Source organism: Litoribacter ruber (assembly GCF_018449405.1).
Classification (GTDB): domain Bacteria; phylum Bacteroidota; class Bacteroidia; order Cytophagales; family Cyclobacteriaceae; genus Litoribacter; species Litoribacter ruber.
In genome coordinates, this window is the sequence record NZ_JAHCMY010000016.1 from 1 (window position 1) to 17,318 (window position 17,318).

Here is a 17,318-nt window from a genome sequence, read left to right on the forward strand (position 1 = left end):
CTGACCTTTGAATATATTGGATTGGTAAATGATGATACCCATACCGAGGCGATCCCGGTAATTACTACAGATGCCAAGGTAGGTTCCAATGTAGGTGTTTATGATATCACATTGGCCCAGGCCAAAGACCAGAATTACCATATAACTTTGAAGGATGCCAAGCTGGAGATTACCCCAGCGGCTTTGACCATCAAGGCAGAGGACAAGTCTAAAGTTTACGGTGAGGAAAACCCTGAGCTGACCTTTGAATATATTGGATTGGTAAATGATGATACCCATACCGAGGCGATCCCGGAAATTACTACAGATGCCAAGGTAGGTTCCAATGTAGGTGTTTATGATATCACATTGGCCCAGGCCAAAGACCAGAATTACCATATTACTTTGAAGGATGCCAAGCTGGAGATTACCCCAGCGGCTTTGACCATCAAGGCAGAGGACAAGTCTAAAGTTTACGGGGAGGAAAATCCTAAGCTGACCTTCGTCGATGAGGGATTGGTAAATGGGGATACCCAAACCGAGGCGATTCCGGAAATTACTACGGATGCCAAGGCAGGTTCCAATGTAGGTGTTAATGATATCACATTGGCCCAGGCCAAAGACCAGAATTACCATATAACTTTGAAGGATGCCAAGCTGGAGATTACCCCAGCGGCTTTGACCATCAAGGCAGTGGACAAGTCTAAAGTTTACGGTGAGGAAAATCCTAAGCTGACCTTCGTCTATGAGGGATTGGTAAATGGGGATACCCAAACCGAGGCGATTCCGGAAATTACTACGGATGCCAAGGTAGGTTCCAATGTAGGTATTTATGACATCGTATTGGCCCAGGCTAAAGACCAGAATTATACCATAACCCTGGAAGATGCCAAATTGGAGATTACCCCTGCGGCTTTGACCATCAAGGCAGAGGACAAGTCTAAAGTTTACGGTGAGGAAAATCCTAAACTGACCTTCGTCTATGAGGGCTTGGTAAACGGGGATACCCATACCGAGGCGATTCCGGAAATTACTACGGATGCCAAGGTAGGTTCCAATGTAGGTATTTATGACATCGTATTGGCCCAGGCTAAAGACCAGAATTATACCATAACCCTGGAAGATGCCAAATTGGAGATTACCCCTGCGGCTTTGACCATCAAGGCAGAGGACAAGTCTAAAGTTTACGGTGAGGAAAATCCTAAACTGACCTTCGTCTATGAGGGCTTGGTAAACGGGGATACCCATACCGAGGCGATTCCGGAAATTACTACGGATGCCAAGGTAGGTTCCAATGTAGGTATTTATGACATCGTATTGGCCCAGGCTAAAGACCAGAATTATACCATAACCCTGGAAGATGCCAAATTGGAGATTACCCCTGCGGCTTTGACCATAAAGGCAGAAGATAAGTCAAAAGTTTATGGAGATGAAAATCCCAAACTGACCTTCGTGTATGAGGGCTTGGTAAACGGGGATACCCAAACGGAAGCGATCCCGGTAATTACTACGGATGCCAAGGTGGGTTCCAATGTAGGTGTTTATGATATCAAATTGGCCCAGGCCAATGATCAGAATTATACTATAACCTTGGAAGATGCCAAATTGGAGATTACCCCTGCTGCATTGACCATCAAGGCAGAAGACAAGTCTAAAGTTTACGGTGAGGAAAATCCTAAGCTGACCTTCGTGTATGAGGGCTTGGTAAATGGGGATACCAATACCGAGGCGATTCCGGTAATTACTATGGATGCCAAAGCAGTTTCCAATGTAGGTTTTTATGACATCGTATTGGCCCAGGCTAAAGACCAGAATTATACTATTACCCTGGAAGATGCCAAATTGGAGATTACCCCAGCTGCTTTGACCATCAAGGCAGAGGACAAGTCAAAAGTTTATGGAGAGGAGAATCCCAAATTGACCTTTGCTTATGAGGGCTTGGTAAATGGGGATACCCAAACCGATACGGCGCCAGTGATTACCACAAAAGCAACTTCTGGTTCAAGCATTGGAATTTATGAAATCACCCTTGCCGGGGCCAAGGACCAGAATTACAAGATAAACTTGGAAAACGCCCAACTGGAAATTACTCCCGCGGATCTTTTCATAAAAGTTACGGCAGGCCAAGGGAAAATTTACGGTCAACAGGATAAGAACCTCGAATTTAATGTAAAAGGTTTAATGGCCAATGATGGTGAAGAGGTATTCACAGGGACATTGATTCGTGAAAATGGTGAATTGCCTGGTGAGTATAATATAGAAAGAGGTTCTTTAAGTGCCGGGAACAATTACGTCATCCGTTTTGAAAGTGGGGTCTTCCATATTTCAGCGGTCACTGTCGAGATGATCATGGATCCGGCAGATGTGGAAGCTGCATGGGGACAGTTGCCAGAAATGCCGGAAATGCTTGTTGTGATGAGCCAAGATGGAAGGTTTTTGGAAATCCCCGTTACTTGGGACTTCTCACAAGCAGACAACCTGGCTAGAGGAGTTTATACTGTTACGGGTAGCCTACAGCCTATAGATGGTGTAATTAACCCGAAGGATCTATTCAGTACAATATCCTTTACCGTATTGCCTAAAGGTAAACCGGAGGACCTGACCATGTCCAACGATACTTTCAAAGGAAGTATAAAGGAGTTTTTCATTCATGTGGCACACCTGACAGTAATTGATCCATTGGATGATATCCATTTCATGGAGTTGGTGGAAGGTGTGTATGATAACGGATACTTTGAGTTGATCGATAACAGTCTATACTGGAGCAGCGCTGAAAGAGTGGCCGGAAAAACCACATTTACTATACAGGTTAGAATAACTGACCGAGATGGAAATGAACTCTTGAAGTCATTTGTAATCAATAGAAGCCGATTGGAGGTGGATGAAATTACCATTTATAACACCTTTACCCCCGATGGCGACGGGGTCAATGATGACTGGGGCATCAATGATCTGAGGTTCTATTCAGGCGTAAGCATTTCTGTATTCGAAAGAAGCGGCAAGAGGGTGTTCTACACCGAAGACCCTGACCAAAGATGGGATGGAACATTCAATAATATCAACTTGGCTTCAGGTACCTATTACTATGTGGTAGAGATAAAAGAGCTCAATAAAGTGAGAAAGGGAATGTTGACTATTTTGAAGAAGTAATTATTGAACGGGGAGGGTTATCCTCCCCTTAATCCACCAAAAAAATGAAAAAAATCTACTTATATAGCATACTTGCCATTTGCATATTGGGACTTCTACCCTTCAATGGGTTTGCACAGTCCAGAAAGTATATCAGCCAGTTTAGCCATTTCCAAAACTATTACAACCCTGGGCTCACAGGTTATGAAGGTTCTACAGCCAGGGGATTTGTGAGAAATCAATGGGCTGGTTTTGAAGGTGCTCCCAAAACAGTTTTCGTTTCGGCAGAATTTGATTTTGCCGAAATGGGAAAAAGCTCCGACCCTGCTTTGTTGGGTAAGAATGCGGCAGGCTTAAGTGTTCTACATGATCAATATGGGCCTTTTCAGGAAACTGAAATAATTGCTAGCTATGCATCTCGAATCAGGATTTCCTCTAGTACCAATTTGCGGTTGGGGGCTGGGGTTAATTACAACACCGTCCGGCTGGACGGCAGCCGGCTGAGTACCGAGCAACTTAATGACCCTACCACAGGTCAATATTATAATAACTTCGCCAATATGAATGTATTGGATTTTAATATCGGTTTGGCCATTACCCATGCCAATTATTACCTTTCTTATGGAGCCCACAATGTAAACAAGGGTGCGCTAAGCTCAGGTGATGTGTTTATGGAAAGAAAGCCTACCGTATCCATCTTACAGGCAGGCTATAGACAGGCTCTTTCAGCTGATTTAGCGGTGATTGCCAATTTCATGTACCGTTCCCAGGAAGATCTACCGGATAACACGGAGTTTAATGTCAAGGCCCTGCTTATGGATAAGCTTTGGATTGGTGCCGGACACCGAGTTAATTATGCCAATAACTTTCAACTTGGATTTCTGCTCAATAAAATGAGTATTGGCTATGTCTATGAAACTCCCATGAATAGATCGTATCTACTGCCCAATACTACTCATGAATTTTTGGCGAGTTTCAGGTTGTTCCGAACCAATCAGCGCACCCACTCAAAGGAAGTGTTGATTTGGTAACTGTTTTAAAGTCCCCGGCGAATTAGCTGGGGTCTTTTTTTATGCTAATTATTATGCAGCTTACTTTCGACTAGTTTGTTTAGAATTTCCTTTAGGGTCACAAGTCAGATAATTTTCATAGATTTACATGCAAAGAATTTGAGTAGAAAAATCTTAATCTTTTAACGTAAAAAAATGAACTTGCCATGAATTTTTATCTTGATAGAAATAGTTCAACACCCTTGTATATCCAAGTTGAGGGCTTGCTACGAAACTTGGTAGAACAGCCTGAATACAAAGAGGGAAAACTATTGCCAAATGAAGTTGAGCTTGCCAAGCAATTTGCTATTTCAAGAGCAACCTTACGTCAAGCTATAAATCAATTGGTTCAGGAAGGTCTATTAATTAGAAAGAAAGGGATTGGTACTAAAGTATCCACTCCTGTAAGTACTAAATCGCAAAATTGGCTGAGCTTTTCGCAAGAAATGAATGCCCGGGGGATGCCGGTCAAAAACTATCATTTTGCAATAAGCTGGCAATTGCCTGATAAAAAAGTAGCCAATTTTTTGGAGATTAAAGGTGATAAAAAAATCCTTAAACTGGAGCGGATAAGGGGAAACAAAGACGGCCCATTTGTATTTTTTATTTCTTATTTTCATCCTCGTATTGGCTTAACTGGAAATGAGGATTACAACAGGCCTCTTTATGAAATTATAGAACAAGACTATTCCATCAGTGCCTATTTGTCCAAAGAGGAAATCACAGCAATCAATGCAGATCATTCTCTTGCAGAGAAACTGGAAATCCAACAAGGAGATCCAATTTTATTAAGAAGACGGTTTGTTTATGACCAAGGAGAACGTCCAATAGAATATAACATAGGTTATTACAAAGCTGATAGTTTTATTTATACAGTGGAAAGCAGGCGAATTTAAAAGTTTAAATGATTCTGGGAATCTGCCACCACAACACCCGTGGATGTTGGGTGGCAGACCGGATATTGATGTAGAGGCGACTAGCAATTGCAAGGTCCCAAAGAAAAAAATTACAGCTTTTTTAGCATTCAATCTGTCATTATATTTATCTCACCACCGTTCCTGAAAAGATCATGTGAAATAAAGTATCCCTGATTCTCTTCCTGGTTCACCTCAATTAAAACCATGTTTCTACTTTCTTTGGGTTTATTTATAATCAACTCATTGCCATTGTCTACTTTCCAGCGGACCTGGTCGAAAAGCGGAACTGTGACGATATATTCATCATCTGCAGGAGAAAAAGGATATAATCCCAGTGCACCAAACACATACCAGGCAGACATTTCACCTGCATCATCCATTCCCGGCAATGCCAAGCCATGTTCGCCCACGCCATAAAAGTTGTTGAGTACATTATCTATTACCTCTTGGGACTTTTCAGGTTTCCCAATAAAATGATAGGAAAAAGGAGCCTCATGATCCGGTTGGTTTCCTACACAATATTGGCCGATAAAGCTGGACACATTACGAGCAATATGGTCAGGATTCCATGGTACGGTAAATAAGGAATCCAGCTTAGCTTCAAAATCACTTTCACCTCCATATAGAGCAATTAAGCCTTGCATATCATGGGGGGCAAAAAAAGATAGCTGCCAGGCATTTGCCTCCCGGAACATATATTCATAATAAGGATATTGAGGATCAAAATTTTTCACCCATTCCCCATTTTTTAGCCTTCCTCTCATGAAATTAGTGGAAGTGTCAAATACATTTTTATAGTTTTTTGACCTTTGCATCAACACCTGGTAATTGGAAGTGTCATTTAGGTCCTTCGCAAGCTGAGCGAGGGAATAATCATCGTATGCATATTCCAATGTTTTGGACACTCCTGCCTTAGCCTTTGTTTCAACATGGGGATTTTCAATTTCCGGTGTCGAGATATAACCATTTTGAATATACTCTTCTATATGTGGCCTTATGCCACCTTCCTCATTTGCATTTCGAAGCAATAATTGATATACTTTCTGAACATCATAATCCCTAATTCCTCTTTTATAGGCACCTGCGATAAAAGGAGCTGCGTGATCTCCATGAAAAAATGTCGGAATAAAGCCCGTCTTTTCTCCCATATCCTGTAAGGATTTTATAATATCGCCTGTTACTTCCGGTGAAATTATACTTAGAAGAACAAGTTTGTTTCTATAGGTATCCCAAAATGATGGTCTGGTATAGTAATTAAACCCTTTATTAGCTACCTCTCCGTTTATATCACTAAAGTCTCCATTTATATCACTGCGCAAAGCAGGCCAAAGAAAACTCCTGTACAAAGAGGAATAAAACATCTCTTTTTGTTTTTCAGAACCACCCTCTACCTGGATTTTAGACAGGAGGTTTTCCCATATCTGACCGGCTTCTGCTCTTATTTCATCAAAAGTTTTATGACCGATTTCCTCCTCTAGATTCAGTTTAGCATTTTTTGAACTTACAAAAGACAAACCTATTTTCATTTCTACCAAATCATTATCTCCATTTTGTAAATGGAGAATAGCAGATCCGTTTTTATCCCCCTCTTGCTTCACGTCAAGTTCCCGGATATCTTCATTTAGAAGAGCGTAAAAATGGATAATTTGATCCCCGTTTCTTTGAAAACCCTGAACAGCATTGTCAGCAGCTTTTTCTATCTTCCAATCGGACACTTCATTGTTTGCTTTTGCTAGGTCAAAAAGGATTTTTCTCCCGGTCGGTTCCTCATACCGGTATTGATGATAGCCGCTTCTTAAAGTGGAAGTAAGACTGGCCCTCACCTTATAATCTTCCAAAAACACCTCGTAAAATCCCGCTTGGGCAGTTTCTGTCTGATGAGAATACCGAGAACCATATGCACCATCCCCAGGAGTTTCTCCTGATATAGGCAACACCGGAATGTTACACAAATTCCAATGACCTTTGTTGGTATGGGTAAAACCATAAATCACCGTATCTTCATATTGGTAGCCGGACCCTGAACCATATTCTGTAATTGGGCTCAATTGAACCATTGCATTGGGTAATGATGTACCAGGGTAGGTTAACCCCGCCCATACCCGCCAACCTGGAGGGGGAGTATAGCCTATAAACTCCGGATCGGTAAGCGGGGCAGTACCAATCAATGGGTTTACGTATTTTATGAGGTCAGTTTTAGCTTGCGGATCATTAGTGCCTATATCCTGACTACAAGAAACAGCTAACGCAAGTGTCAGCAAAACGACTATACTCCTGATAATATCCATGTTCAAGTTCATTAACAACTAACTAAAATTTAATATAAGGACAGGCTGAATTGGTAACTTCAGACAAGAGAAGTATTACCGGTATACAACTTTATCCCTGGGTCCCCTTTTGCTTTTTTCAAATGAATGCTTTGAAAAGGTTTTGTAACTTTCTAATTAAAAGTAGGGGGAGGATTATTTATTCCCCACTGCTCATTTGGCTCATTAGACATAGTGAATATTAACTTCCCTCCTGCCATAAGTTCGTCTCTGTAAAGCCAGCAATTATCCAAGACCTTTCCGTTGAATTCCACGGATTGTATATAGACATTATCAGCAGAATTGTTGACCGTTTCTAAAACCAAATCTCTATCATTTCCTAACTGAATTGTAGCTTTATCGAAGAGAGGACTTCCAAACTGGATTATAGGCCTGGCATCCGTTAACCCTTTAACATCAAAAAGCCCTAAAGAAGTCATTACATACCAAGCTCCCAACTGCCCTTGGTCCTCATCCTGACCATACCCATACCCGTGGATACCTTCTGTACCATAAAATTCATCGCATATTGCCCTGGTCCATTTTTGTGTAAGCCAAGGCTTGCCGGAAAAATTAAATAACCAACTGATATGAAGACTAGGTTGGTTGCCATGGTTGTAAATATTTCTGATACCGGCAAAAGCATCTATTTCCTCTCCTCCTCCAAAACCATTCTTTTGGGCAACTTGAAAAATGTTTTCAAGCCTGTCATTAAATTTTTCCTTACCAATTTTATTAATCAAACCTTCCGGATCATGGGGAACATAGAAAGTGTACTGCATGGCATTCCCCTCCTGAAAACCTCTCCAAGGCTCATAAGGATCAAATGGATCAATAAAAGTATTATCTTCCAATTTTGGCCTGATCAGGTTTTCCGTAGAGTCAAAGAGGTTTTTCCAAAGCCTTGAATTTTCCATGAAAAGCTCATAATCCTCCTGCTTACCCAACAATTTAGCCATCTGTGCTGCAGCATATGCACTAAAACTGTATTCTAATGTATGGGAAGCAGAAAATGAAGACCCAATCGAATCTGTTCTAAAGCCATCAACATACGGTACAAATCCTAATTCCAAAAAGGATTTAATGTCCATTTTCCCCGAACCGGGATTTCTCTTTTCCCATCCCAGCTCATTACCTTTCACTGCGCTATAGGCAAGATCTACCTCATAATCTCTAATCCCACTGTTGTAGGCAGCTGCAATAGCCAGTCCTGTGAAATTTGTACCCACACCCGAAACAAATTTACTTGCCGCAATTCCATCACCCAACCAGCCTGAATTTTCAAAAACGGCTAATTGAGTTTGAACATAATCATTGTACCGCTCAGGATAAGAAAGGGCCCATAGCTGAGTAAGATTCCAGAAGGCACCCCAGATAGCGTCAGTGTTATAATGATTGTACTCAACCTTTCCATCAGCACCTGTGGATATATGCCCAATTGAACCGTCATTTTGTGGAAAAGCGCCATTGGAGTCATTAGCGACTCCTCTTCCGAGTAAAGCATGGAATAACCCGGTATAAAATTTCACCTTGTTACGCTCATCAGAACTTTCGACGTAAACTTTGCTTAATTCCTCTTGCCAAACTTGTTGCGCATTTGCTTTAGCAGCATCAAAAGAAAGCCCGTCTGCTTCAGTCTCAAAATTTCTTTTAGCATTTTCAATGGAGGTGTATGACATGCCCACTTTCACCTCGATCATTTCCTGATCCGAAGTTTCATATTCTAAGAATAATCCAGCTCCTTTACCTTCAGCCCGGACCGAATCCCTATAGATATTCGCAGAATTAAAGGAACCGATTCTTTCCGGATTCTTATTGACCTCGCCCCATATGTACATCGAAACCTCCCCCTCAGGCTGGAAAAGCTCAACATATTTTGGATAGGTGGTTACAAACCCTTCAAACTGGGTATCGTTGACCATTGCGATAGATGCATCCTTGACCTGACCACTTTCACCTTGCACATTTCCCACATCGAAAATAATCCTAGACTCTTTGCTTTGGGGAAAGGTGTATCTGTGAAGACCCACCCTTTCAGTTGCAGTAAGTTCAGCCATTACCCCGTAGTCATCCAGAAATACCTTGTAGTATCCCGGTTCGGCAACTTGATTATTTCTATCAAACCGCGATCGGTAACCTTCATCAGGATCCTCAAGTTTACCTGGTTTTACTTTCAAAGGCCCTGTAGCAGGCATCAAATTAATTCCCCCAATTTGCCATTCGTGAAAGTGTACAAAACCCTCGATGGAATTATGACGAGTATCATATCCAACAGCTTCCCAACCGGAAGGATTACCGTAATGTGCATTGGTAGAAGGTGCTAACTTTGCCATTCCATGGGGGACTGCCGCAGGAGTATAAAAAAACCATCTACTGTGGGCCGTCCCGATATCAGGATCAACATACTTTAAAACATCTTCAAACTCTCGCTCTCCCAACTGTTCCTGCTGACTGCAAGCACAAGTAAGAACAAGTCCCAACATACATACCTGAAACAACTTTTTATCATGTATTTTAATCATAGTAACATTTTCTATTATTGTCTTATCGAGATTTATTACAGTACTAACGCTTTCTTTTTTTCTTTTTCTTTTGAAGACCACATTTGCTGAATTTCCTCAAGAGACTTTCCTTTGGTCTCCGGTACCAATTTGAATACAACAATGAAAGCCATCAAACAAAAAGATGCAAAGATCCAGAAAGTGTAGGCAGGACCGGCAAAAGCCAGTAGCAAGGGAGTTAGCTGTCCAATAATGGCATCGGCTATCCACATCACCATAATGCTTAAGGCAATAGCTCGTCCTCTTATCTTATTGGGGAAAATTTCCGAAGCAATCACAAACTTCAGCGGACCTATGGAAAAAGCAAAGCAGGCAATAAATAAAATAATGCTGACCAATAAAAAAATACTTTCGGCGGCTTTTAAATAAAAACAAAGACCAATTAAGGCCAAACTCATGCTTGCTCCCAAAGAACCGATTAAGTAAAGAGGCCTGCGCCCCAGTTTGTCAACTTTCCAGATGGCAAAGAGGGTAAATACCAAATTTGCGACACCAAAAAAGATCTGCCCTAAAAACGCGTTGCTCATATCTATGCCCGCATCGCTTAGGATACGGGGGCCAAAATAGATTACTGCATTTATTCCACTGAATTGGGAGAAAAGCGGTAGCAAAAGTCCGATCAATAAAGCAATTCGCAGCCCTGGGGCAAAAAGCTCCCTATATGAACCTTTTTCTTGGTTCAGGCTCCTAACAATACCCTCAACAGCCCGTCTTGCATTTTCTTTCCCTCCTAACCGGCTTAATATCTCCTCGCCTTCCTCAATGCGGTTATTCAAAATAAGCCAACGGGGACTTTCGGGAACATACAATAAACCGATTAAATAGATCAATGAGGGTATTACTCCCAATCCCATCATGCTCCTCCATAATTCATCTACAAAGAAGTAGTTTATAAAATCCCCTTGGAATTCTCCCGAATTGCCCACAGAAAAATTCAATATAGCCGAATTGGTAAGGTAAGCCACTAATATTCCAACAGTAATGGCAAGCTGATAAAAAGTCACCAGCTTGCCCCGAATATGAGCAGGTGCAATTTCGGAAATGTATAATGGAGAAACACTTGAAGCAATCCCTACACCTACTCCTCCTATCAACCTAGACAGGATTAGAAGAAAAAAGCTTTCTGACAATGCTGAACCTATTGCAGAAATTAAGAATAGGAATGCGGCAGCCATCAGCAATTTTTTCCTGCCCCAACGATCACTTCCTTCCCCTGATAGAATTACTCCCAAGATACACCCTACCAAAGCTGAGGAAACAAACCAGCCTTCCTCGGCAGCTGTCAAAGAGAATTGCTCTTGAACAAAAGGTAGGACTCCTGATATTACGGCCATGTCAAACCCAAATAGGAGCCCTCCCAACGTTACAACCACCGTGATAGATACAACTGACTGCGTCTTCTGCATTATATTTAATTAAAAGATTTTAGAATTAAACATAAAGATCCTCTTTCACAAAAACTTTTAGCACTTTTACCGGCTCCTCGCCCATATTTTCTAAAGTATAATTCCCGGCAGCTGCCGGTATGGCAAATGTCTCTGCGTACCGAACTACTTGTTTCCTATTACCACAAGTCACGAGTATAGAAGTCCCCTCTACCAGACTTAGAATGTGGCATTGATTTTCGGTTTGAACATTAACAGATGATGAAAATTCATAACGATGAACGGCATAAAAATGCTCCTGATGGGTAGAAAGGGCTATCAACTTCCAGTCTTCTCCCCTGCTAATTTCAACCTGTTCTGAAATAAGCTCCTGCTTAACTTTTTCTCCTTTTCTATCAAAATTAAGGTTCTCAAAAGCCCTTTCAATATTCAAAGGTCTAGGCTTATTGTTAAGATCTAATCTCAACCAGTCATACATTTTAAAAGTATAAATGTAAGGTGTAGCACTTATTTCAAGCACCAGGTTATTAATTCCCGAACAATGTACTGTACCGTTTGGAATCAAAAACAAATCATGCTTTTTGGCAGGAAAAGTCTGTACAAATTTTTCTACCTCCACAACTTTGTTGGTTCGGAAGCTTTCTTCCAAGACTGCCTTGAATTTGTCTTTATCTATATCCTCCTGAAAACCTAAATATACAATGGCATCTTTATCAGCATCCAGTATATAATAGGTCTCATCCTGGGTGAAATTTTCTCCGAAATGCTTTTTAATATAGGTATTGGTAGGATGACATTGAATTGATAAATTCCCTCCATTAAAAGTGTCCAAGAAGTCAAATCGAATAGGAAATTCATCTCCAAATTTACCTGCAGCACTTCCCAGGATAGCCTCATTGGAGGCAAACATCAAAAAGTCAAAAGAAAACTCTAAAAGGTATTGGCTACTCTCCAAAACGATTCCATTTTCAGGTACGATCATTTCAAATGACCAAGCATAGTTAACTTCATCCTGATTTAAACCTTGGATTCTGTTCATCATCCAATCACCGCCCCAGACCCCTGGTGAAAACCATGGCCTAACCCTAAAGGTATTGCGGCCCATCTCCTTTAAGGATTTTCTAAAATCATTGCCGGTCATCCAGGTAATGTCAAACATTCTTTGTTCATCAACTAAAACATCAATCTTTGGCAAGAGGGCTTTTTTATGTCGGTTCAGGACTTGCCAGTCAATGAAAAAGAACCGTTTATACTGCTCTTGGGAAGGAATAGGGGATGTCGCACCCAAATTGCAAATTGTTTTGGAGCGGGAACGGAATTGAATTTCATTTTTAGGAACCTCAACGTAAATTACCGGTACGTCCCATTTAGCTAAAGCCGATCCGCAACCATATAAAATGGTAATCTTATTTTTGTGGGGCTTAATCTGCTTAATCTTTTCTTCTTCATAAAAATCTTTGATTTCTCCCTCAAAAATTTTTCCAAAAACTGGATCACCCTTACCGATGAAAGGCTCGATCAATCTTTCAATCTCTTCCTCTGGCTTTATTGCATCGTTAATGTTTTTCCAGCACACCTCGATTTCCAATTTTTGAAAAACTTCATCCAAACTGCTGATGAAATTTTGCCAGTTGACCCCCACATACCCCTCAAGGATAACATTCGAGTTTTTTTCTGCAATCCACTCTGCTAATCCTGAAAAACCTACATGAATTTGTCCGTGAGGTATTTGATAGGTAGGATAAATATCATAACCCTGTAAAACAGTCGATTCCTTTTGCAGGGGCAATACTTCTTCCAAAGAGGTCCGGAACTTTTGTAAATGATTTCTTTGCTCAGTTTGAATTAATGATGTCATTAAGAATATTATTAAAATTAAACAATTGACATGTCCTTATGTCTGTACATTTGAAATCGTAAGTCTGTAACTATACTATTTCCTTCATTTGCTTATCTATAAGCAGATTTAAGTGACGAAAACCTGTTAAGATTTAGAGCGAGTTTATTGATTTTGTTCAAATATTGCGGCCCTTCCATAACCTTCAATCAAGGCAGCTTGATGCAATAGCCAATAATACCTGCCAGGATTATTCCCTGACCAATCTTCATAAAACTGCCCGTTTTCATTTCTTGCATGATCCCATGCGTATTCAAGGTTTCTTATGAAAACCCGGACGTATTCTTTTGCATTAGAGTCAAACTCGGCTAGTTCTGTAAAAGAAGTCATTAACTCCACATTAAACCAGGAATCATGGGGCGGGTAAAACAATTGATCATTCGCTACGCGGGTGAATCTAGAGAAAGAACTTTGGGCAGTGACTTTGCAATGGTCAAGGTAAGCTTCCTCATGAGTGATCCTGTAAAGGTTCAATCCAGCCATGATCATCATCGCAGCATTATAGGTCCATTTGGTGGTGTTTATTTGCCTTGTGGTAATATGAATTTCATTGAAATACAAATTATCAGATGGATCTCTCAAAGTATTATAATTCCATTCATAAGTCTTCTTTGCAAACTCAAGATAATGAGTCTCTTGGGTTTCAAGATAAAGCTCACTCGCCACAAATGATGCATAAGCAGTGGTATTAGCCGCTTTAATACAGAATTCTCCAGATTGACAACCTTGAGACTCCCCTTCAAACCAATAAAGCCCTCCACCAAGACGGGAATCTTCGCCCGACATGATAAACTCATTAATTTCTATGGCTCGTTCTAAGTAAAAGGAATTGCCTGTAAGTCTGTAAGCGGTGATCAACTCCATAGCCACTATGGCACTATCATCATAGTAATGGTCAGTAGTATTTTCCGAAACTGGATAAGCTTGATATGTAGGAAGTTTTTCTCGGGCATCATAGTATGCCTCTAGGCCTATAAATTCTTTTTCAAGAATGGACTGGTCATAACCCAACTCGTATAAGATATTCCCAGCAGTTAACATTCCTACATAAGGCCACAGGTAGCTATACCTGTTGTCCCCTGATTGTACAGGATAATTTTCTCTGTATAGATCCCCTTCATTATAATGTGTTTGAATCATATCATAGGTGGCTTTGGCTTTATCTTTAAAGCTTAACCTCTCACCTTCAGAAGTATCCGTTTCATCAGTTTTGATCAATTGATCATCCAATGAATCCCTATTGCAAGCAACAAGGCCTGCAAGCAAAATTAATATTATATAATTTGTGACTTTAATCATACTAAAGATTTAATTTTTAATAAACCACAATTAAGGAAACTCAATTTCTGATTATTCTAACTCCATTTCATGGAAATAATCATCCTCTAAAGGGTCAAAAACCACTCGTACTTTAAATGGTGTACCATTAAATTGGTTGGAAAATTTCCATGCACCCTGCCACTGAGAAGCCTCTGTGCCTAAGAAATAGACCTGATAATAATATGGGGGTTCGTCACCATTTGGTCTATCATTGTATGCTCCTAGGTTAGCAATTAATGAAGCATTCATGTCATCATTCATATTGCTTCCCAGAAAATCTTCTTCTTCGCCAAGTTGAAATCTGAATTTATACCTCTCTTCTTCCCATCCCAACCAATCAGGTGCCTCTGGAGCCCCGGGAGTCAAAAAATCGAAATACCCCGTTCCTTCAAAAACATGGTTTCCTACATATTCCAATTCAGCTTTTGAGGCTCCATTTGCCAATATGATAAGCTCGAGGTTAGAGATTTTTTCAAACGCCACCCTGGAATTAGAGAAATTGATTCTAAGCCTATATACCCCTTCTTCACCTTCAAAAGTTGAGGGCTCATCGCCTTCTCTAATATTGCCTCCTTCATTTATATAGTAATTTTGCCCTGAATCCTTATCATTAACAATATTAAAATCTCCTGGTCGGAGTTGGGTGATGGTTTCAAAGGTATTATCCTCGACTTCGTCATTTGGCATGTGATGGAGGATTTTCTTTAATGCCACAGCATCCTGAATCCCTTCACCTTCAGTGGCACCTCCATAGATAAATAGCTGTGCTGGTATATTTGCTATTCCCTCTGGTCTTGACAAGGTCAATAAATGCTTTTCAGGAAATATTTCTTTATTATATCCACTCGAAGCCTGCACAGTCCATATAATATTACCTGTGGTCATTTGTTCAATACCCGCATTCGCTGCAATGGAATTTAAGGTTGAGTGGGTTAAAGAAAAAGTTAGTGAAGCTCCATGATCGGCAGAAGGAAAGCTTGCGACAGGATGATTAAAATCTCCCCCTTCTTTATCAAATAAAACATTATATAGCACTAACCCTCCATCGCCCGCTTGTGCGGCTCTCCAGTTAAAAGAAATAGCCTCCCCATTTTCAGGGTCAATATTTATATGTTCATCAATTGCCGGACTCTCCAAAGTTCCCATGCTTACAATCTCAATATTTAAGCGTTGTTCATCTTCAGAACATGACCAAATAGCTAAAGCGGAAATGACCAAAATCAACAGTAAATTAATAGATGCCTTCATTACCAATTAGGATTTTGTGTTAGGTTGTTATTTAATTCTATTTCTCTTAATGGAACGGGCCATAGATAATGTCTTCCGGTATTGAATGATCTCAAATCCACCCGCTCATAACCATCACTTTGGGTTGAATTATTGGTTTTCATCCCATGGGCCCATCCGTCCAGAACCTCTTCTGCAATTCTCCATCTTCGGATATCAAAAAACCTGTGACCTGCTTCAAATGCTAATTCTATTCGTCTTTCATTTCGCACTATACTCCTTAGTATTTCTTGATTATTACCAGGATACTGAATCGCTGCACCATTTAACCCTGCACGTTCCCTTATGGCTCCTATACTGATAACCCAATCTTGTTCATTGAAGGTACCCAACTCAATTTTTGCTTCAGCGTAATTCAGCAATACTTCTGCATAGCGAATTACCATAAGATTCAATCCTGAATTGGTGTTGTTTCTAGCACCACGGTCAAAGAATTTTGAAACATAATATCCAGAAGGTGTTGAATTAGAGGAATAATTCAATCCATCCGGAGCAAAGCCAGGAGCTGTTCGAATGGTGACAGGATTACCGTTAAAATCTATCAGCTCGTAATTATCATATATGATAGAAGCTGCTAATCGAGGATCACGGTTATTAAATGGATCGTTTTCATTATAATCTGAGGAAGGGTCTTGAATCGACATCCCATTAATCATCGTATAACTATCCACTAACTCCTGTAGGGGTGCAAAATTCGAATATCCAGATAAACTAGGAGGAATTAGTGAATATTGAATATTATGCTCTCTATCTGTTGGTACAAATTGAAGACTTAACAATGATTCTGTGTTATCTTGATTATCAGGCTTAAATAATCCCTCGTAAGAAGGAAATAATTGATATTCTCCAATTAACTGACTGGCCAGCATTGCTGCTTCCTCATATTCTTGATTGTATAAATGAATACGTGACTTAAAAGCAATGGCTGCATTTTGACTAATTCTCCCCTGCTGTTCTGGCGATATATTATTCTGCAGTACATTTATAGCTAAGTCCAATTCATCATATATAAAAGCCAAAATAGTGGATTGATCTGTCCTTGTCAAAACAAGCGACTCATCTATACTTATTTCCTCAGTAACAAGCGGAACATCTCCAAAGAATTCCCTTAAATAGAAATAGTGCCAAGCTCTAATAAATCTGGCCTGCCCAATATATGTTTCCTTAAGGCCATCATCCATAGATTCCACTTTATGAATATTATTGAGAAAAATATTTGCTCTTCTCAATCCCTCAAACCTGGAAGCCCAGGTTCCTGCAATTAATCCATTCGAAGAATCATAATTACCATTACCAATATTTCTGTAATCCTCTCTTGCTCTAGAATAAGCATCATCGCTGGCAGAATTTAAAAATAAATAAGAATCTGCACTCATAAGGTCAGCATACATAGAGTTCAGAAAGATTCTGGCATCCTCTTCTGTTTCCCAATATGTAAGTTCACTTGTCGCATCTAATGGAGCAAGATCCAGTTCAGTCATGCATCTG

At 40.3% G+C, this 17,318-nt stretch carries 10 protein-coding genes; 3 read left to right on the plus strand and 7 right to left on the minus strand.

Going from position 1 to position 17,318, the window contains the following annotated elements; genetic code table 11:
- The 3 genes from KI659_RS16550 to KI659_RS16560 all read left to right on the plus strand — a co-directional run.
- On the plus strand, positions 1–3,129 hold a 3,129-nt coding region (locus tag KI659_RS16550), incomplete at its 5' end, for an MBG domain-containing protein (protein ID WP_213946490.1).
- 44 nt (positions 3,130–3,173) lie between these two features.
- On the plus strand, positions 3,174–4,139 hold the full coding sequence (locus KI659_RS16555) for a PorP/SprF family type IX secretion system membrane protein (protein ID WP_213946491.1): 966 nt from the start codon (positions 3,174–3,176) through the stop codon (positions 4,137–4,139).
- A 185-nt stretch (positions 4,140–4,324) separates the two neighbouring features.
- Entirely contained in the window at positions 4,325–5,053 is a 729-nt protein-coding gene (locus KI659_RS16560; protein WP_213946492.1) for a GntR family transcriptional regulator, read from the plus strand.
- Positions 5,054–5,181: 128 nt separating this feature from the next.
- Here the strand turns inward: KI659_RS16560 and KI659_RS16565 are convergent, their stop codons facing one another.
- From KI659_RS16565 to KI659_RS16595, 7 genes are all read right to left on the minus strand, one after another.
- Complete coding sequence (locus KI659_RS16565; RefSeq protein ID WP_246535450.1) at positions 5,182–7,374, minus strand: GH92 family glycosyl hydrolase; 2,193 nt, start codon at positions 7,372–7,374, stop codon at positions 5,182–5,184.
- 140 nt (positions 7,375–7,514) lie between these two features.
- Complete coding sequence (locus KI659_RS16570; protein WP_213946493.1) at positions 7,515–9,902, minus strand: GH92 family glycosyl hydrolase; 2,388 nt, start codon at positions 9,900–9,902, stop codon at positions 7,515–7,517.
- A gap of 35 nt (positions 9,903–9,937) precedes the next feature.
- Positions 9,938–11,347, minus strand: a complete 1,410-nt coding sequence (locus KI659_RS16575; RefSeq protein WP_213946494.1) for a sugar porter family MFS transporter — start codon at positions 11,345–11,347, stop codon at positions 9,938–9,940.
- Positions 11,348–11,372: 25 nt separating this feature from the next.
- Positions 11,373–13,184, minus strand: a complete 1,812-nt coding sequence (locus KI659_RS16580; protein WP_213946495.1) for a class I mannose-6-phosphate isomerase — start codon at positions 13,182–13,184, stop codon at positions 11,373–11,375.
- 144 nt (positions 13,185–13,328) lie between these two features.
- Positions 13,329–14,522: a glycoside hydrolase family 76 protein gene (locus tag KI659_RS16585; RefSeq protein ID WP_213946496.1), complete on the minus strand. Its 1,194-nt coding sequence runs from the start codon at positions 14,520–14,522 to the stop codon at positions 13,329–13,331.
- A gap of 51 nt (positions 14,523–14,573) precedes the next feature.
- Complete coding sequence (locus tag KI659_RS16590) at positions 14,574–15,791, minus strand: SusE domain-containing protein (RefSeq protein WP_213946497.1); 1,218 nt, start codon at positions 15,789–15,791, stop codon at positions 14,574–14,576.
- The gene (locus KI659_RS16595) at positions 15,791–17,311 is read right to left on the minus strand and encodes a RagB/SusD family nutrient uptake outer membrane protein (RefSeq protein WP_213946498.1); all 1,521 of its coding nucleotides are present in this window, start codon (positions 17,309–17,311) and stop codon (positions 15,791–15,793) included. Before KI659_RS16595 ends, KI659_RS16590 begins: the two co-directional genes overlap by 1 nt.
- Positions 17,312–17,318: the final 7 nt, after the last annotated feature.